Raw genomic sequence first — 16,843 nt, forward strand, 5'->3', positions numbered from 1 at the left:
TCCAGTGGAGCCAGGCCGCCGGGGACGGTGGTGTCAGCAGCACCCCCGATCCGGGGCCTGGGCCGACTGCTTCACCGGCCGCCGGGGAGGAGGGTTGCTCCCGTCACCGAAGCCCGGCCGACAGCGCCGGCAGCGACACGGGAACGGGGAAACGTGATGGCCAGTCACACACGGCGGAGACTCCTCAAGGGCGCCGCGGTCGCGGCAGCGGGCAGCGTGGTCGGCACCGGTCTCGGACCCGGCTTCCTCACGACCGCGGCACAGGCGGGTCCCACGGCCGGGGCGAGCGGCATGACCGGGGCGACACCGTTCCTGGAAGGTGCCTTCGCGCCGGTCACCGAGGAGTTGACCGCCTTCGACCTGGAGGTGACCGGCCGCGTCCCGCACGATCTGGACGGCCGCTACCTGCGCAACGGCCCGAACCCGCTGCACCTTGAGGACGTCCGCGCTCACCACTGGATGCTCGGCGACGGCATGGTGCACGGGGTCCGGCTCCGCGGCGGGCGCGCGGAGTGGTACCGCAACCGCTGGGTGCGGTCCTCACAGGTGACGGCGAAACTGGGGGAGACCTACCCCGGCCAGGCACCCCCCGACGACTTCGCGTGCAACACGCACGTGATCCCGTACAAGGGCCGCATCCTGGCCCTTCAGGAGAGCGGGCCGCTGCCCTACGAACTGGACGGCGACCTCGACACCGTGCGCCCGTACGACTTCCACTCCACGCTCACGGGGGCGTTCACCGCGCACACCAAGTACGACGCGGTGGCCGACGAACTGCACGCGATCGCGTACTATCCCACCTGGGACCATGTCAGGCACATCATGATCGACCGGACCGGCCGGGCGGTGCGCACCACATGGATAGCCGTCGCGGACGCGCCGATGATGCACGACTTCGCGCTCACCGAGAAGTACGTGGTGATCGTGGACGTGCCGATCACCTTCGACGGCGCCGCCGCGGAGGCGGGCGCGCTCGTGCCGTACGTGTGGAACGACCGGCACCCCATGCGCGTCGGGCTGTTGCCGCGTACCGGCGGCACCACGCGCTGGTTCGAGATCGACCCGGTGTTCTACTCGCACACCCTCAACGCCTACGACGAGGGCGACACCGTCGTGGTGGAGTACACAGGGTTCCCCGCACCGTTCCACCCCGCCGGCCGCGGCAAGGACGGTCCCACCGCGACCGGCTCGCCGACGCTCGACCGCTGGACGATCGACGTGCGCGCGGGCCGGCTCCGCGGCAGCAGGCTGGACGACCGCCCGCAGGAGTTCCCCCGCATCGGCGAAGCCCTGGTCTCCCGCCGGCACCGGTACGCCTACACCGCGAGCGCGGCCGAGATGTGGCGCGCGTACGAGATGGTCGACGGGGTGCCGCCGGACGAGAAGTTCGCCGACTACCTGGTGAAGCACGACATGCTGCGCGGCAACGGGCATCTCCACCGCTTCCCCCGGGGCGCGGCGGTCGGCGAGCCGGTGTTCGTGCCGCGTCGCGGTGCGCGGGACGAGGACGACGGCTACGTGCTGTCGTACGTGAACGACCCCGACCGCGGTGCCACCGACCTGGTGATCCTCTCGGCCCAGGACTTCACCGGCCACCCGCTGGCCCGGATCCACCTGCCCGGCCGGGTACCGCTGGGCTTCCACGGCAGCTGGATCGCGGACGCCTGACGCCGGTCGCCGCCGGTCGCCCGGAGCCCGGTCGCCGCCGGTCGCCGGTGCGGGGCTCCGGCCCGTCTGGCCGCGGCAGTCCCCGCACGGGGCCCCGCCATCCGCACGCGAACGCCCTTCGTACGCGATTCGTACGGTGAATGTGCGTGCTTCGTGCTCCCGTCGGCATAGGATGCCGACGGGAGGTATTCCATGTCCGAGTTGTTCGACGCGGTCGACGCGCTGGTCGCGTCCCGGTCCCCACTGCCGCCGGCGGAGGAGCGCAAGCGGTTGCGTATCGCGCACGGCCTGACGCTGGACGAAGTCGCCGCCGCGCTGAAGGTGCGCCGGGCCACGGTGTCGGGCTGGGAGTCGGTCAAGAAGACGACCGAGCCGCGCGGGCCGGAACGGGAGGCGTACGCGCGGCTGCTGAACAAGCTCGCGGAGCTCTACCCCGCCCCCGCCGCGCCCCCGGAACCGGCACCCGCCGCGCAGACCGGCCGGTCCACCCCCTCTCAGCAGGCCCCGGCCACGGCTCCGACCACCGCCCCGGCCTCGGACACTCCCGCCGGGCCGGTAGCCGAGACCCCTCAGACCGACCCCGCCGTCGTCGGACACGCCGAGCCGCGCCCGACGCGCACCGCCAGGCCGTCGCCGCCGTCCACCCCGCGTCGTCCAGACGTACGAAAGGCGACCCCGGCCGACACCCCGGCGAGTGCCGCCGGCTCCCGGTTCGAGAACGGCCCACTCGCGGTCGTCGACGTCGACGCGGACGGCCAGGTCCTCGCCTACTGCACGGGCGGCCTGGTCCTGGACGTGCCCGCCAAGAGCATCCCGGCCCTGGTGGAGTGGACGCTGCGCGAGGCCAGGCTCGGGCAGCCGAAACTGTCCGGACCGGGCAAGGACGCCGACCCGCTGCTTGTCCTCACCGAGGCCGCGCTGGAACGCTACGGCCTGCCCGCCGCCCTCACGGACGCGGAGCGGCGGGCCGGGCGCCTGCCGGAGGGTCACAAGGTCGTCAAGCAGCTGGCCCGCGCGGAGTGGAAGCTGACCAAGCGCGGTTTCGGCCCGTGGGCCCGGATCTACCGCCCCGCCAAGGGCTCCGAACGGGCCTGCGTCCAGCTGTGCATCCCGTCCTGGCACGCGCTCGACCCTCGCCACTGGGGCGACGTCGCGCAGCTCCCGCCGGCCGAACTCGCCCGTGTCCTGGGGGTGTACGCGTCCCGCGTCATGACCCCGCGCGGCTCCACCGCCGTCACCGGCCTGGAACTCATGACCGCGCTGCACCCGCCGACCCGCGCCTCCGAGCCCGACGCCGACGGCAGGCGGCACGCCGAGCACAACCCCGGCTCGCTGGGCAAGGACCCGGTGGACTGCGCGCCGTGCGAGGCCCCCGACGGCCACCCGCTCCTCAAGGACCTGCCGCGCTTCCACGTCCGCGGCCCGCAGGAGAAACTGTTCGAGGAGGCGTACGACTGGGCACGCCCGATGACGGACGCGGAATGCACCCTGCGGCACCTGGTCGGCATCGACGTGAACATGGCCTTCGCCGCGGGCGGCAACGGCCTGATCGTCGGCCTCGGCGCCCCCCACCATGTCAGGAAGCCGGTGTTCGACCCGAAGCTGCCCGGCTCCTGGCTCGTCGACCTCTCCCACGTGGACCTGTCCCGGGTGAGGACGGGCAAGGACACCTGGGCCGACCTGGACGCCGACCTGCTGCCCAGCCCCTTCACCCCGAAGGGCGACCGCCCGCAGGGCCCTGCGTGGTACGCGACGCCCACCGTCGCCTACGCGGTGGAACTCGGCTACGAGGTCCGGCCGATCGAGGCGTACGTCCGCCCGGAGAACGGGCGCTACCTGGACGGCTGGTACCAGCGGCTGCGCGACGCCTATCTCGCCACGATGGCCGACCTCGGCGTGCACGCGGACATGACGCCCGAAGACTTCCTGACGGCGATGGACGGCTACCGGGACCGCGACCCGGAACTGGCGATCGTCGTCTCGGCGATCAAGGCCACGGTCAAGGGCGGCCTGGGCAAGCTGCGCGAGCGCCCGCGCGGTGAGGGCTGGCGGCCCGGCGAGCCGTGGCGCGCCCTGTCCCGGCCCACCTGGCGGCCGGACATCCGCGCGGCCGTCATCTCCCGCACCCGCATCAACCTGCACCGCAAAATCGTCAAACACGCGGCGTACACCGGGCAGTACCCCGTCGCGATCCTCTCCGACTGCGTGGTCTACGCCTCGAACGGGCCGAGCCCGCTGGACTTCCTGCCCTACCGGGAGGGCAAGCCGCTGCCCGGCGGCTTCAAGCTCGGCATCAACCCGGGCCTGGTCAAACACGAGGGCACCCAGTCCGTCCTGTGGGGCGAGGAGGTCCGCGAGCGGTTCGACGCCCCGGAGCTCAACCTCGCCCGCTACATCAAGGACGGCACGGTCACCGACGCCGACAGCGGAGAGTAGGGGGAGACGACGATGACCCTGTTCGGCGACGGCCTGGAAGCGGCCGTGCAGAAGGCGTTCACCCGGCCCGCCCCCAAGAGCGCACCCGCACAGATGCGCTACCTGGTCAGGCAGCTCAAGGGCACCAAGCAGGTCGCCCAGCTGCTGCGCGTCTCCCAGCGCACCGTCGAACGGTACGTCAAGGACCAGATCAAGAAGCCCCGCCCGGACCTCGCCGCGCGCCTGGAACGCGAGGTGAAGAAGCGTTGGCAGCCCCAGATCCGCGCGAGGGCACGGCGGACGGCGGCGACGACCGGCGGCATCGTCATCGACACCCGTGCCCGGATCGGCTACACCGCGTCCGTCGGATCCACCGACGACGCCCGCATCCGGCACCTGACCGTCGCCCTCCCGCCGCAGTACGCCGCCCGCCTCTTCGACGCCCAGCAGTCCGGCGCCGGCGACCAGCAACTCCAGCAGATCGCCGCCGAAGGGCTCAAGGAGGTCTACTTCCAGGACGGCGGCCGCCGCGCCGGCAGCCTGGAAGAGGTCCGCTTCACGGATGTCGAGCACGTCGAGTTCGACCTGTAGGAAAGGGCATGGTGTGCGGTATCCGTCCCGGGCACGTTTTCCAGGAAGCTCGCAGCGGGGGCGGCGCGTTGTGCCGGTCCAGGTCTTCCTGGGAGCGCCGGACCTCGTACCCCAGCTCCTCTCCGCCACCCACGCCGCAAGCCGGCCATGAGCGGAGACCACATGGCGCTCCAGCTCCCTGAGGGGTCCTGGTGGGACTGGGACGTGGTGGAGTGGAACGCGGGCCGGCTGCGGCTGGGCTCCGGGCACGACCTTGCGTACGCCCATCACCTGGAGTTGGTCTTTGCCGACCCGGTCCTGGTGAGGTGCCCGTCAAGCTTCCACGATCCGGTCTTCCGCGCGCCGACGCGGCAGGAGGTGCGACTGGTCGCCGACCAGGTCGGAGAGACGCCGTCCGTCGTCGTTGCCTTCGAGGCGGACGCGGGCGGCCCGGAGCCGGCTTCCTGCCTGATTGCCGCCGGAGAACTCGACATCGTCGAAGGCACTGTCTTCCGTTACTGGCGAGAGCCGGCCACCGGCGAACGCCTCGCGCCTTGGGTGCGGCCTCCCGGGAATCGCTGAGCCGTGCCCCGGCTCCGCCGCGATGATGACACGGCCGCTGGGCGGTGGGCAGGCGGTGTGGACCGACGCGCTGACGCAGTCCTCCTTGTAAGGGCGCCGTCGACGGCCGTGAACCAGAGGGTTGGCCGGCCGCCGGTGACCTGCGACGATGCCTCTGTTTCCCAGTGGAGGTCATTTGTTCGTTTTCACGTGTGCGGGCTGTGGTGCCGAGTTGACCATCCCGCTGTCCCAAGTCTCGTTGCCCGTGCACGCCCGTCAGAAGTACGGGAACGGGGCCCAGCTTCCGGTGCTCATGGAGTCCGGGACGTTCGCCGTGGATCCGGACCCGTGGGGGGAGCCTCGGTGGATGTGGGGCGAGGTCGGTCCGGGCGAGGCGGAGGCACGCCGCGGACACGCCCCCGTCCGCGCCGTGTCCGAGAGCACGTCCGGGACGAGCGTCATCGCGCCCGGTGACATCCGTGGAACCCGGCTGATACCCGAGAAGCGCGGCGGTGCCTGCTGCGGCCTCGACGGGGCCGACGGGCCCAACATGGCCTGCGGGACGTGCGACCTGCCGGTGGCGACCAGGGTCGACGACTGCTCGCTCTGGCAGGCGGTGTGGCTCGGCGCGGACGCCGTGCACCGTGTCCCCGTCGACGGTATCCCCCCTGCACCGCTCCTCTCCTGGGCGCAATTGGCGGCAACGGGGGAGAAGACGTCGCCGTTCGAGCCCATTGCCACATGGGGAGGACGGCTGGGGTCGAACCACTACTGGTCGTGGAGCCCGCGGTGGGAGGCGGCAGCCGGGCATGCGCTCGCCCACCTGCTGGTCGCTTCCCAAGGGCAGCCGGTGGCGGTCCCGGGTGGCCTGGCCACGGACGTGTTCCGACGCGCGCTCGACGCCCTGTTGCCCACAGGCACCCCGAAGCGGCGTGCCGTCCTGGCCGGGCCCGGACAGCCCTCCTCGGACGCGGGCGCCGACATCCTGCTCGTACCGGTCCATCCCCAGACAGGACGGATCTGGACCCCCGAGACCCCGACTACGTCCGCATACCTGGTGCCCCTGCCGCTGGGAGTGTGGCTGTGGCTGGCCTCTCCGCAGCCGGACTTGCCGGTTCCCGCGTCAGGCCGCCTGCCCCGGGACGTGCTCCGCGACGACCCGCCCCCGCTGCTCCCCAACCATCTGTTCCGGGCCGACTGGGGAACCTTCCAGCGCACCTTGGCCCGACTGCCGGCCGCGCGCAGCCCATGGCTGCGCGCCATCCTCGAAAACCGCACGCAGAACACCTCGGCCGGCTTCTTCTAGCGGTCCGAGCGCATTCTGTCGTCGGTGACCACCCGGGACAGAACATGCCCCAGGGACCAGGTGGTGGTCGACGCCCCGTCGTGTCCGCCGAACCCGAACGAGTTGGCCAGCGCCGCGGACCACCGACCGGTGCGCGGCTCGCCGCGCACCACGTCCAGTTCCACACGAGGGTCGAGTTCGTCGAGGTTGCGGGTGGCCGGCGCCATGGCCGCCGTGCTTGAGGGCGAGCACGGCGGCCATGGCGCCGACTGTTCCGGACGCGCCCATCATGTGCCCGGTCATCGACTTCGTCGCCGCCACAGCGGCGTGGCCGCCGACCACCCGACCGATCGCCTCGGCCTCCGCCAGGTCACCGGACTCCGTCGAGGTGGCGTGGGCGTGCACGACCCCGATGTCCGCCGGGGGCAAGTCGGCGTCGCGCAGGGCCAGTCCGATGGCGAAAGCCTGGGCCTTCCGCGTCGGAGGCCGTGATGTGGTTCGCGCTCGACGTCACGGCACCGCCGGCCAGCGTGCCGTACGCGCGTGCTCCGCGGGCCCGGGCGAACTCCGCGCGTTGCCCGTGCACGTCGCGGTTGGCCTCGCGGTGGACTCCGCCTCGCTGCTGCCGAGGGCCGAGGCCAGGAAGCTGGACCGCGGCGAGCAGATCGCCGTCCTCAGTGCGCGCGAAGCCTGGCAGAACGCCGGGGCGCCACAGGTCGAACCGAAACGATGTGCCGTCGTCATCGGTACGGGAACCAGACCGTTCCTACAAGTCGTATGGCGATGCCTCGCGCGCCGCCCAAGGTGCGCTCGCGCCCCGGTGGCGGGCCGTCCGGGCCGACGCCTCAGCTCTGCGGCAGGGTTCGGGCGAGAAGGGGTAGCAGACGGTCCCAGTGCAGCCGCAGTGCGATCGGGTCGAACGCGTCGGTGTCGGCCATGGTGAAGCCGTGGACGGTGCCCGGATAGATCTCGGAGGTGTAGCCGACACCCGCCGCCTCCAGGGACTCGTTGAGCTCGCCGAGGGATTCGGGCGTCACGTCGCCTTCGGCGTGGCCGAAGTGGACCTCGGCGGTGAGCTTGGCGAGGCTGTCCGGTCCGGCGGCCCCCACCGGGGCGTGGAACGCGGCGAGGGCCGCCACCCGGCCGGGGTGGGCCGCGGCGGTGCGCGTCGCCAGGAGGCCTCCGATGCAGTAGCCGGTCACCGCGACCGGTCCGGCGCCGACCTCGGGCTGAGCGGAGAGGAACGTGAGATAGGCGTCGGCGTCGCTCAGTACGCGTTCCGTGGTGTGCGCCTGGATCATGGGCATCACCTGCGCGATGAGCGAGGGTCGGGCTTCTTCGCCGATGTACTCGGGGAGCTCGGTCAGCGGGGCCGGACCGTGCCGGTAGAAGAGGTTGGGGACGACCACGTAGTAGCCCTGTCCGGCCAGTTCGCGGGCCATCTCCCGAAGCACGGGCCGGATGCCGAAGCCGTCGGCGTACATCAGCACCCCCGGGTGCCGCCCGCCGCCGTCGGGGAAGGCGACGAACGCGTCGGCCTGGCCGTCCGCGGTGGGTATCTGCAAGGTCTTGCCGGGCATGAATTCTCCTGTCGTGGTTGATGTGCCGAGCTTGTGATCAACACGACGGAGGCGGAGCCCGCGCGGCGGCGCGAGATGCTCGGTCCAGGAGAGGGCCGACGACGGCCCGTACGGCGCTCAGGAGAGCACCGGGTCACCGATCCGTGTGTGGCGCGATGCCGTCCCGGTCGTCATGGTCGCACAACGTAGCCCATCGGACGGGACCGCTGCCAGCCCTCGGGTGCTGGACGGCCGGCCCGGGGCTTCCGGCGAGCCGGGCCGGGCCGCCTCGCCGACCGCGACCGGGCCACTCCCGCCTGCCGGCCCTTTCGCGGGGGCGGTAGCGTCCCAGGCATGCTGGAGCGTCCTGTGTAGGTGGCACTGGGAGGCGGGGTGACCGACCGCTCGCAGGCCTGGAGTTCGCTGCTTCGCCGGCCGGAGGCAGCCGGTTGCCGGGCGCCGGGCCAGACGGAGGCACCGCGACGGCACGGCTGCCGGCGGCGGGGAGGCCGTCGAGCCGCCCACCGTTTTGCCGGCGAGCCGTCGGCGGTCGGTCGGCGATCCCGCGGGTCCCGCGGCCGGCTCCGCCGCGCCGGGCGCGGCTCGCATCAGAGGGTGACGACGAGTTTCTGCGCCGAGACGCCGGCACGCAGCCGGCGCAGCGCGTCGGGGATGTGCGCGAGCCCGTGGCCGACGACGGTGGCGTCCGGCGCGGCCCGGTAGGTGCCGGTGGCGAGGGCGGCCGGGAGGAAGTCGCCGTAGATCGCCGGTCCGACCTCGTTGTCCTTCAGGGTGCCGCCCCAGATGCTGCTCACCCGCACGCCCTGGCGCGGCGCCCGTCGCCCGGCGACGTGGGTGAACAGCGCGGGCTGCGCCGAGGCGATCCGTCTGCCGCCCGCCGTGCGGGCCGCGATCGCGATCGTCTTGGCGAGCGACTTGGACCCGATGGCGAGTGTGCCCGCGAGCGGCCTGTCGCCGATGCGTTCCACGATCTCCTCGACGGCGGTGAGGCTGCCGCGGTCGACGGCCTCGGCCGCTCCCAGCGACCGGAGGTAGTCGAAGTTGTGCGGTGACGCGGTGGCCACGACCTGGTAACCCGCGTTGCGGGCGAGCTGGATCGCGTTGCTTCCGACACTCGTCGAGCCGCCCCAGACGAGCACCGTCTCCGCCCGCTCGGCGGGGGCGGCACAGGGCAGCGCCAGCCCGAGGTGGTCGTGCTGGAACAGGCCGGTCGCGGCGGTCGAGACGGCCAGCGGGACGACGGCCGCCTGAGCGAAGGACAGGGAGTCGGGGATGGGGCAGACCATGTGCCGCATGAGTACGACGTAGTGCTGGAAGGCGCCCTCGGCCGCGCGGTTCTGCGACTTCTCGACGCCGAACGCGTGCCCGAGGACGCGGTCGCCCGGCCGCAGCCCCGTCACGCCCGGACCGGTCTCGACGACCTCGCCCGCGACGTCCGAGCCCACGACGGCCGGGAAGGTCAGCCAGGGCAGGGCGAACCGGTACAGGAAGCCCGGTATGCCGTCGACGGGATTCACTGCGACCGCCCGCACACGGACGACGACCTCGTTCGTCGCCGGGGGCGTGTAGGGGGCGGGCCCCACCTCGAAGCGCGCGCCTCGCTTCGGCAACCACAGCGCGGTGTTCTGACGGGTCATCTCCGGGCCCCTCTCCCTTGTCCGATCGCCGGGTCGGGGCCTCAGCCACGCGCCCCCTCCTGCGCGGCACGAGAGTAGGCAGTGTCTAGAAAGTAGTCAATGCCTATTTCCGGATAGGATGACGGCATGTCTCATCGGCCCTTCCATCACGGCAACCTCCGCACCGTGCTGCTCGAACAGGCGGAAGTGGTGCTTCGGGAGCGTGGGATCGATGCGCTGTCGCTCCGCGAGCTGGCACGCGAGGCGGGCGTCAGCCATGGAGCCCCCCGGAGTCACTTCATCGATCGGGGCGCCCTCCTCGACGCATTGGCCGAACGAGGCTTCATCCGACTCGCGGACCGGATCCGCGAGGCCGCTTCGCGTGAGCCCGAAGACCATGCACGGGCCCTTCACGCGGCGGCCTCCGAGTATCTGGCGTTCGCCGAGCGGGACCCGGCACTGCTCGACCTCATGTTCGCGACGAAGGTCGGCGAGCCCTCGGAGGCCGTCCGCGGTGCGGCGGAGCGCCTGTTCGGCACCATGACCGACATCATGAACGCGGGTGTGGAAGCGGGCGCGTACGACGCGGACGACGTCGGCCGGCTGACCCTGCTGCTGTCCGCGACCGTTCAGGGCATCGCGGCGCTCGTCACGTCACGGCGCATCACGACGCCCCAGGGCGAGGCGCTCGTCGACGACGCGATCAGGCTCTTCCTCAAAGGCGCGTCGGCCGGGTAGCGCCACCACGGATGCCGGCCCGCTCAGCGGGAACGGCGCCCGGCCCGGAGGGCCCGGCCGCGTTGCGGCGGCCTCCGGGGCGCACGCGCTCGTCGTCGGCCATCCCGGCCGCGCAGGTCCTCCGTCCGACGGCCCGTCACGCCGACAGCGGACACGCTCACGGTGAACACCTCTGCCCGGTGCGGTCGCCGGATACCACTGTGGGCGGATGATCGAAGAGACGATCGACGAGGTGTTCGCGGCCGGCGGCTGCCGGGGAAGCCTGTGCGCGCTGGAGGTCGACGGTCCGGGGCGGCTGTCGGTGGCCGGGGGAGAGCCCGCGGTGGCGGCCTCCACGTTCAAAGTCGCCGTCGGCCTGGAGTTCTTCTGCCAGGCGGCGGAGGGGGAACTGGACCCCGCCGAACGAGTGGTGGTCTCGCCGGCCGAGGCGACGCTGGGCGGCCAGGGGCTCTGCATCACCGAGGACCCGGTGGAGATCTCCCTGCGGGACGTGGCCCGGCTGATGCTGACCATCAGTGACAACACCGCGGCCGACGTGCTGATCCGCCGGGTCGGCATCGAACGGATCAGGGCGCGCCTCACCCGGCTCGGCCTCACCGGCTTCCATCTGCCGGGCACCATCCAGCACGAGTTCGACACCGCAGCCCGCGACGCCGGGTTCGCCGACTGGGGCGCGATGACCGGCATGATCCGGGACGCCGCGACACCCGAGGAGGGCGAGGCGATATGGCGGCGGGTGCTCGCGTCGCCGGGGATGCGGCCGGGACGGATCAGCAGTGCGACCGCCGACGACCTGGCCGCCCTGCTCCGCGCCGTCTGGCGGGACGAGGCCGGACCCGCCGAGGCGTGCGCCCAACTCCGCCGGACGATGGGGCAGCAGCGGCTCACCCGGAAGATCGCCGCCGGTTTCGGGCCGGAAGTGCTGGTCGCGTCCAAGTCGGGGACCGTACCGGGTGGGGCCAGCAACGACGTCGGCGTGGTCGCCTTTCCCGACGGGCGGCGGTACGCGATCGCCGTCCTCACCCGGTCGCTGACGCCCGGGGAACCCACCCGCGAAGACGTCCTCGGCACAGCGGCCCGGGTGGCCCTGGACCACCTGCGTACGGGCCGGGCCCCTCGATCCGCGTGAGGGGCGCGGTACCGTATCCGGAGCGGTGTGTGTTCGGCGGGAGCGTCATCGTGGCTCCGGGCGCCGACGGCGCCCACCTTGCCGGGGGCAACTGCCGTCCGGTCTCGGCGGTTTGGCCGCCCTCGCGCTTCATGCCGGGGCGGCCGCTTGTTACTGTCTCCGATCATGCGAGCCCTCTTCCCAGGATCCTTCGACCCGGTCACCCAGGGGCACGAGGACATACTCCGGCGCGCGGCCCTCCTGTTCGACGAGGTCGTCGTGTGCGTGATGTCCAACCCGAACAAGACCGGCCGCCACCCGGTCACGGAACGCCTGGACCGACTCCGCGCGGCAGCGCGGGACTTGAGCAACGTCACGGTCGACTCCCACACCGGCGGCCTGCTGATCGACTACTGCCGCCGAGCCGGCATCGACGTCGTCATCCGCGGAGTCCGGGGCGCCGCCGACCTGGACTACGAGATGCCGATGGCCCGGATGAACCGCGAACTGGCCGGAGTGGAAACGTTCTTCATCGCCGCGGATCCCGCCCTGGCCCACGTCTCCTCCACCCTTGTCACCGCGATGGGCCAACGGTAAAGCGGCTTACCGCCGGGGTTCGGTCGCGCCGTCGACGCCCGCGAGCGGCGGCGACACCGTGGTCCCGCAAAGCGGCGACGGGCCGGCGCCACGAAACCTTCACATCATGATCCACATCGCTCGGGCAACCCCCGTCGCCGAACCCGCGTCTTGATCGACAACAGACCGACACGCCCCGGTCCTCTCGGCCGGGGCACCTTTACGGCGCGCTATACACGACGTGTATACATGGCGTTTATAGAAAGGCATGCATGTACGGCAAGGCTTTCGCTCCCGAGTACCAGGGCGCCCTGACCACCCTCTCCGTGAACTCCTCGCTGACGGACGTGCTGGCGGAAGGCATCGAGAAGCTGCGCGAGGCCGAACGGTCGGGGCAGCCGGCCGAGGCCGCCCGCTGCGGGCTCGCCGTCGCCGAGGCGTACCGGCGGCTCGGAAACGTGGAGGAGGCCGACCGGGCCTGGAAGGCGAGCTACCGCACCGCTCGGGAGGCCGGCGACGGCGCGGCGATGGCCTGGGCGCTGTGGAGCGGCGGCACCCTCGCCCGGCAGCGCGGCGCGTTCCCGCTGGCCTGGCGGCTCCTCGGACTCGCGGCCGAACTCGGCGAGCGGGCCGGGGACGTCGTCTGCCGGGGCTATTCGCTGGCCGGACTCGCGGAGACCGGCCGCATCCAGGGCGACTACGAGGCGGTCGGCCGGCTGCACGAGCAACTGCTGGCCGAGGCCCGCAGGCGCGGCGAGGCCCGGCACACGGTGTGGGCCCTGGAGGGCATCGCCCAGATGCACCGCAACACCGGGGACTTCGACCGGGCGTACACGCTGTTCGAGGAGGCGGCGGAGATAGCCGAGCGCGCCGAGGACCGGCGCGGGCACGCGTGGGCGCTGCGCGGTCTCGCGGACATCCTCTCGGTGCGCGACAAGGACACCGAACGAGCGCTGGAACTGCTGTCGCGGGCGGAGGCCGGCTGCCGCGCGATGAACCTGTCCAGCGCGCTGGCCTACAACCACAAGATGCGCGGCAACGTCCTGTACCGGGCCGAGCGTTACGAGGAGGCGCGCCGGATGTACGAACTGGCACTGTCGGAGTTCCGCGCGATGAACGAGCCGCGGGGCGAGGCGCTCGCCCGGCTGGGCCTCGCCAAGTCGCTGGCACGGCTCGGCCGGAGCCGCGACGAGACGGCGGCCGAACTGGCCAGCCTCGCGGCCTCGTTGCGGGGCAGTGGCCTCAAGCACGTGCAACGGCTGGTGAGCCGCGCCCAGGAAGAGTTCGGGCTCGACGCGGAGGTCGTACGGTGACCGCGCTCAAGGCCCCGCCCGCCGCGCCCGAACTCCTCGCCCACTGCGCCGGTTTGGCGCGACCGGCGCTGCGCCGGGCGGTGGGTCGGCTGCACCCCTGGCTGGGGGAGATGGCCGCGTACTCCTTCGGCTGGTGCGAGGTGGGCGGCGCGCCCGCCACCGCACCCGGCGGCAAGGGCGTACGGCAAACGCTGGCGGTGCTCGGCGCGCGAGCGGCGGGTGCCGACGAGCGAGCCGGGATTCCGGCGGCCGTCGCGGTCGAACTGGTCCACACCTTCTCGCTGCTGCACGACGACATCATGGACGGCGACGCGACCCGGCGCCGCCGCCCGGCCGTGTGGAAGGCATACGGCACCGGCCCGGCGGTGCTGGCCGGCGACGCCCTGTTCGCGCTGGCCGTGGAGACCCTCGCCGCCGTACCGCAGGGCGCCGGTGCCGTACGGCTGCTCTCGGCGGCCCTCGCCGATCTGATGCGCGGGCAGGCCGACGACCTGCTCTTCACCGGCCGGCCGTGCACCGGCCCGGACCGGGTGACCGTCGAGGAGTACCGGTCGATGGCGGAAGCCAAGACCGGTGCCCTGCTGGGTTGTGCCGCCGCCCTGGGCGCCGTGCTCGGCGGCGCGGACGAGGACACCACCGGCGCACTGGACCGCGCCGGACGGCACCTCGGCGTCGCCTTCCAACTGGTCGACGACGTACTCGGAATCTGGGGCGACCCCGCCGTCACGGGCAAGCCCACGGGCGGCGATCTACGGGAGCGCAAGAAGACCTACCCCGTGCTGGCCGCCCTGGACACCCCGGCGGGCCGTGCCCTGCCCGAACTGCTGGACACGCCGGGGCGCGCCGAGGAGGCCGCCGAACTGATCGAGGCGGCCGGCGGCCGTACGGCGGCACTGGCCGAGGCCCGGGCGCACACGTCCACCGCCCGTGCCCTCCTGTCGGGGGCCCCACTGGCCGCCGGGGCCGCGGGGGATCTGCTCACGGTGCTGGATTTCCTGGTCGGCCGTCGGTTGTGAAGCGCCGTTGACGTGGCAAGTGTTCGCAGACCCGGAACCGATCGCTGCCGCACGGCTGCCGCTCGCCTTGGCCGGCGTCAGTTCTGGGAGTCGTAGTCGGCACGAGCGGTGCGCACCTCGTCCATGTGCTCCTCCGCCCAGTCCTTGATCGAGCGCATGACTGGCAGGAGTGAGCGGCCGAGAGGGGTCAGTTCGTACTCGACGCGGGCTGGGACCGCAGGGATCACGGTCCGCGCCACCAGTCCGTCCCGCTCCAGGCGGCGCAGGGTCTGCGTGAGCATTTTCTGGCTCACGCTGGCCAACCTGCGTTGCAGGGCGCTGTACCTCAGCGGCCCGTCGGAGAGGGCGTTTACGGCGAGGCTCACCCACTTGTCGGCGATGCGGTCCAGCAGCTGCCGGGCGGGGCATTCGGCGAGGTAGGCGTCGTAGGCGCTGCTCGCCACTTCCCGGCGCTGCGCAGCGGTGCGGGTGGGCATGGCTCTCCTTCCGGTGCCGTAGGCACCTCGAAGTGCCTACTCCCCTTTGGAGAGTAGCGCTCCTTATCGTGTGCAGCATGACTTACGCAGACAAGATGCGCGCGGTGGTAGCCCGCGGCTACGGCGGATCCGAGGTGCTGGAAGTGGTGACGGTTCCACTGCCGGATCCCGGTCCGGGGCAGGTGCGCGTGCGCGTCGAGGCTGCCACGGTCAACCCGGTGGACCTTGCGACTCGTTCCGGAGCCCTTGTCCAAGCCGGGCTGATGGCGGCCCGCGAGTACACGGGCATGGGGTGGGACGTGGCAGGCGTGATCGAGCGGCTCGGAAGCGGTGTCACCGAGTTCGCGCTGGGACAACGGGTGATCGGGCTGCGCGATCTGCTCGACGTATCGGTGGGCGCCTACGCCGAGTACCTGATCCTTGACGCCACGGCCGCCGCCCCCGCGCCGGCCGGTGTCTCTGCCGCTGCCGCGGCCACGCTGCCGTTGAACGGCCTCACGGCCGCGCAGTCCCTCGACCTGCTCGGTCTCACAGAGGGCGACGTCGTGCTGGTGACGGGGGCCGGCGGGGCGGTGGGTGGATTCGCCGTCGAACTCGCGGCTCGACGAGGCCTGCGCATCGTCGCCCAGGCCGGTACAGCCGACGAAGAGCGTGCTCGAAGTCTGGGCGCGGAGTGGGTCGTCGGCCGTGATTCGTCCGACCTCGCTGCCGAAGTCCGCCGCTTGGTACCGGGCGGCGTCGACGGCGCGCTTGACACGGCGGGACTCGGAATCCGCGCTCTGGCCGCCGTCCGCACGAGAGGTGCCTATGTGACCGTGGTGGGAGGCTCGGCCCCGCTCCCGCTGCGGGGCATCCAGGTTCACCAGCAGTGGATCAGCGCCGACGGAGCCGCCTTGGCCGAACTCGCTGCCATGGACCTGACGCTCCGGGTTGCCGACGTACTCCCGCTCGAAAACGCGGCCGAAGCACACGATCGGCTTGCGGCGGGCGGAACACGCGGCCGACTGGTCCTGGCCCCTTTTGATACTGCCTGACCCGGAGCCGCGACAGACGCCACCACCTTCGGCGGTGGGCTGGTCACGAGCGGCCAGGCGTACGCGGGCCGCGTCGTTGTCAGTGGGGTCGTGCATGATCGGCACGTTAGTACTCCTAGGGATGGGGAAGCAGGATGCCGATCACAAACCAGCAGGTGGCAGGGCACGCGTTGCTGCGGCAGATGTATGCGGACTCGTACTTCCCCGATCACGTCGTCGACCGGGGCAGGGCGATCCTGTTGCGGCTGTGCGAGCGGATTGAGGCTGAGCAGCCGTCGGATCTGGGGGACCTGTATGCGCTGGCCCAGGCCGCAACGGAGGAATTCAACCGTCTGGAGGCGGAGTTCGAAGCAGCCGGGAGTGAGATCGAGACCGTCGCGCGCGAGGTGATCGCTGAGGACTTCTGGTTCGTCGCGTCGGCATACGGGTTCACGGACGCGGATGTAGAGGAACTGATCGCCACTCGGGATTGGTGAGCGACGACTGGAAGGCCCTCTGCCGATTGGAGCCATTCGTCGAGGGCTGCTGTGAGAACGGTCGCCTCGTAGCGGACGGCGATCTTGTCGTATCTCGTGGCCACCGCGCGGTGGCGCTTGAGGCGTTGATGCCGCATTCCACTGTGTGACGCTCGTGACCTTCCTTGCCGAACTTCGGCGGACGGCCGCCGCGAGAGCCGAGCTTCATGCGGCTACGGACCTGCTCTGCCTTCTCCGGGATGGTGCAGTTGATGCCGCGTCCGCGCAGGTAGGCGCGGTTCTCATGGGAGCCGCACGCCTTGTCGGCGCGGCCCTTGTCCCGGTTCCGGGTTCGCGGCCGGCCCCGACCGATGCGGGCCACACCGGGCCACCGCCGCCCGCGGCTCGGCCTTGCGGCTGCCTGCGCGTCGG

Annotated in this window: 16 protein-coding genes and 1 pseudogene; 12 read left to right on the top strand and 5 right to left on the bottom strand. The window is 72.0% G+C overall.

From position 1 onward, the window contains the following. The first annotated feature begins 156 nt into the window (after window positions 1–156). From HZZ00_RS16900 to HZZ00_RS16920, 5 genes are all read left to right on the top strand, one after another. Window positions 157–1,668 (top strand): carotenoid oxygenase family protein, encoded by a 1,512-nt coding sequence (locus HZZ00_RS16900; RefSeq protein WP_180332963.1) that lies wholly within the window; start codon window positions 157–159, stop codon window positions 1,666–1,668. Between the two features lie 192 nt (window positions 1,669–1,860). After that, window positions 1,861–4,104, top strand: a complete 2,244-nt coding sequence (locus tag HZZ00_RS16905; protein ID WP_180332964.1) for a helix-turn-helix transcriptional regulator — start codon at window positions 1,861–1,863, stop codon at window positions 4,102–4,104. A gap of 12 nt (window positions 4,105–4,116) precedes the next feature. Next, window positions 4,117–4,674, top strand: a complete 558-nt coding sequence (locus tag HZZ00_RS16910; protein WP_180332965.1) for an XRE family transcriptional regulator — start codon at window positions 4,117–4,119, stop codon at window positions 4,672–4,674. Window positions 4,675–4,836: 162 nt separating this feature from the next. Next, on the top strand, window positions 4,837–5,235 hold the full coding sequence (locus HZZ00_RS16915; RefSeq protein ID WP_180332966.1) for a hypothetical protein: 399 nt from the start codon (window positions 4,837–4,839) through the stop codon (window positions 5,233–5,235). A gap of 175 nt (window positions 5,236–5,410) precedes the next feature. Further along, window positions 5,411–6,520, top strand: coding sequence for a hypothetical protein (locus HZZ00_RS16920; RefSeq protein WP_180332967.1), 1,110 nt, complete (start codon window positions 5,411–5,413; stop codon window positions 6,518–6,520). Here the strand turns inward: HZZ00_RS16920 and HZZ00_RS38390 are convergent. From HZZ00_RS38390 to HZZ00_RS16935, 4 genes and pseudogenes are all read right to left on the bottom strand, one after another. Continuing rightward, on the bottom strand, window positions 6,517–6,726 hold the full coding sequence (locus HZZ00_RS38390) for a hypothetical protein (protein ID WP_257585838.1): 210 nt from the start codon (window positions 6,724–6,726) through the stop codon (window positions 6,517–6,519). The two genes, HZZ00_RS16920 and HZZ00_RS38390, sit on opposite strands and share 4 nt — an antisense overlap. Before the next feature lie 64 nt (window positions 6,727–6,790). After that, window positions 6,791–6,955: pseudogene (locus tag HZZ00_RS38395) on the bottom strand (beta-ketoacyl-ACP synthase); the annotation flags it as partial. Window positions 6,956–7,344: 389 nt separating this feature from the next. Then, window positions 7,345–8,079, bottom strand: coding sequence for a dienelactone hydrolase family protein (locus HZZ00_RS16930; protein WP_180332968.1), 735 nt, complete (start codon window positions 8,077–8,079; stop codon window positions 7,345–7,347). 587 nt (window positions 8,080–8,666) lie between these two features. Next, window positions 8,667–9,716, bottom strand: coding sequence for a zinc-binding alcohol dehydrogenase family protein (locus tag HZZ00_RS16935; protein WP_180332969.1), 1,050 nt, complete (start codon window positions 9,714–9,716; stop codon window positions 8,667–8,669). A 126-nt stretch (window positions 9,717–9,842) separates the two neighbouring features. Here HZZ00_RS16935 and HZZ00_RS16940 point away from each other — a divergent pair, with 126 nt between their 5' ends. From HZZ00_RS16940 to HZZ00_RS16960, 5 genes are all read left to right on the top strand, one after another. Continuing rightward, window positions 9,843–10,433, top strand: coding sequence for a TetR/AcrR family transcriptional regulator (locus tag HZZ00_RS16940; RefSeq protein WP_180332970.1), 591 nt, complete (start codon window positions 9,843–9,845; stop codon window positions 10,431–10,433). A 208-nt stretch (window positions 10,434–10,641) separates the two neighbouring features. After that, window positions 10,642–11,562: a serine hydrolase gene (locus HZZ00_RS16945; RefSeq protein ID WP_180332971.1), complete on the top strand. Its 921-nt coding sequence runs from the start codon at window positions 10,642–10,644 to the stop codon at window positions 11,560–11,562. Between the two features lie 165 nt (window positions 11,563–11,727). Beyond that, window positions 11,728–12,138 carry a pantetheine-phosphate adenylyltransferase gene (gene coaD / locus HZZ00_RS16950; RefSeq protein ID WP_180332972.1) on the top strand — a complete coding sequence of 137 codons (411 nt, stop codon included), beginning with the start codon at window positions 11,728–11,730 and terminating at the stop codon, window positions 12,136–12,138. A gap of 251 nt (window positions 12,139–12,389) precedes the next feature. Beyond that, a complete protein-coding gene (locus HZZ00_RS16955) occupies window positions 12,390–13,430 on the top strand; it encodes a lipopolysaccharide assembly protein LapB (protein ID WP_180332973.1) in 1,041 nt (346 codons plus the stop codon). After that, a complete protein-coding gene (locus HZZ00_RS16960; protein ID WP_180332974.1) occupies window positions 13,427–14,446 on the top strand; it encodes a polyprenyl synthetase family protein in 1,020 nt (339 codons plus the stop codon). The genes HZZ00_RS16955 and HZZ00_RS16960 overlap by 4 nt, the downstream gene beginning before the upstream one ends. Before the next feature lie 77 nt (window positions 14,447–14,523). On the opposite strand, the gene HZZ00_RS16965 is transcribed toward HZZ00_RS16960, so the two are convergent. After that, complete coding sequence (locus HZZ00_RS16965; RefSeq protein ID WP_180332975.1) at window positions 14,524–14,922, bottom strand: helix-turn-helix domain-containing protein; 399 nt, start codon at window positions 14,920–14,922, stop codon at window positions 14,524–14,526. Between the two features lie 77 nt (window positions 14,923–14,999). On the opposite strand from HZZ00_RS16965, the gene HZZ00_RS16970 reads away from it, so the two are divergent. Next, window positions 15,000–15,956 carry an NADP-dependent oxidoreductase gene (locus tag HZZ00_RS16970; protein ID WP_257585839.1) on the top strand — a complete coding sequence of 319 codons (957 nt, stop codon included), beginning with the start codon at window positions 15,000–15,002 and terminating at the stop codon, window positions 15,954–15,956. Window positions 15,957–16,090: 134 nt separating this feature from the next. Next, window positions 16,091–16,432, top strand: coding sequence for a DUF5713 family protein (locus tag HZZ00_RS16975; RefSeq protein ID WP_180332976.1), 342 nt, complete (start codon window positions 16,091–16,093; stop codon window positions 16,430–16,432). Window positions 16,433–16,843 lie beyond the last annotated feature (411 nt).

Source organism: Streptomyces sp. NEAU-sy36 (assembly GCF_013423905.1).
GTDB lineage: Bacteria > Actinomycetota > Actinomycetes > Streptomycetales > Streptomycetaceae > Streptomyces > Streptomyces misionensis.

Coding starts and splice junctions, on each gene's coding strand:
- HZZ00_RS16900 (WP_180332963.1), top strand. CDS start 157: ATGGCCAGTCACACACGGCGGAGACTCCTCAAGGGCGCCGCGGTCGCG.
- HZZ00_RS16905 (WP_180332964.1), top strand. CDS start 1,861: ATGTCCGAGTTGTTCGACGCGGTCGACGCGCTGGTCGCGTCCCGGTCC.
- HZZ00_RS16910 (WP_180332965.1), top strand. CDS start 4,117: ATGACCCTGTTCGGCGACGGCCTGGAAGCGGCCGTGCAGAAGGCGTTC.
- HZZ00_RS16915 (WP_180332966.1), top strand. CDS start 4,837: ATGGCGCTCCAGCTCCCTGAGGGGTCCTGGTGGGACTGGGACGTGGTG.
- HZZ00_RS38390 (WP_257585838.1), bottom strand. CDS start 6,726: ATGGCGCCGGCCACCCGCAACCTCGACGAACTCGACCCTCGTGTGGAA.
- HZZ00_RS16930 (WP_180332968.1), bottom strand. CDS start 8,079: ATGCCCGGCAAGACCTTGCAGATACCCACCGCGGACGGCCAGGCCGAC.
- HZZ00_RS16935 (WP_180332969.1), bottom strand. CDS start 9,716: ATGACCCGTCAGAACACCGCGCTGTGGTTGCCGAAGCGAGGCGCGCGC.
- HZZ00_RS16940 (WP_180332970.1), top strand. CDS start 9,843: ATGTCTCATCGGCCCTTCCATCACGGCAACCTCCGCACCGTGCTGCTC.
- HZZ00_RS16945 (WP_180332971.1), top strand. CDS start 10,642: ATGATCGAAGAGACGATCGACGAGGTGTTCGCGGCCGGCGGCTGCCGG.
- coaD (WP_180332972.1), top strand. CDS start 11,728: ATGCGAGCCCTCTTCCCAGGATCCTTCGACCCGGTCACCCAGGGGCAC.
- HZZ00_RS16955 (WP_180332973.1), top strand. CDS start 12,390: ATGTACGGCAAGGCTTTCGCTCCCGAGTACCAGGGCGCCCTGACCACC.
- HZZ00_RS16965 (WP_180332975.1), bottom strand. CDS start 14,922: ATGCCCACCCGCACCGCTGCGCAGCGCCGGGAAGTGGCGAGCAGCGCC.
- HZZ00_RS16970 (WP_257585839.1), top strand. CDS start 15,000: ATGACTTACGCAGACAAGATGCGCGCGGTGGTAGCCCGCGGCTACGGC.
- HZZ00_RS16975 (WP_180332976.1), top strand. CDS start 16,091: ATGCCGATCACAAACCAGCAGGTGGCAGGGCACGCGTTGCTGCGGCAG.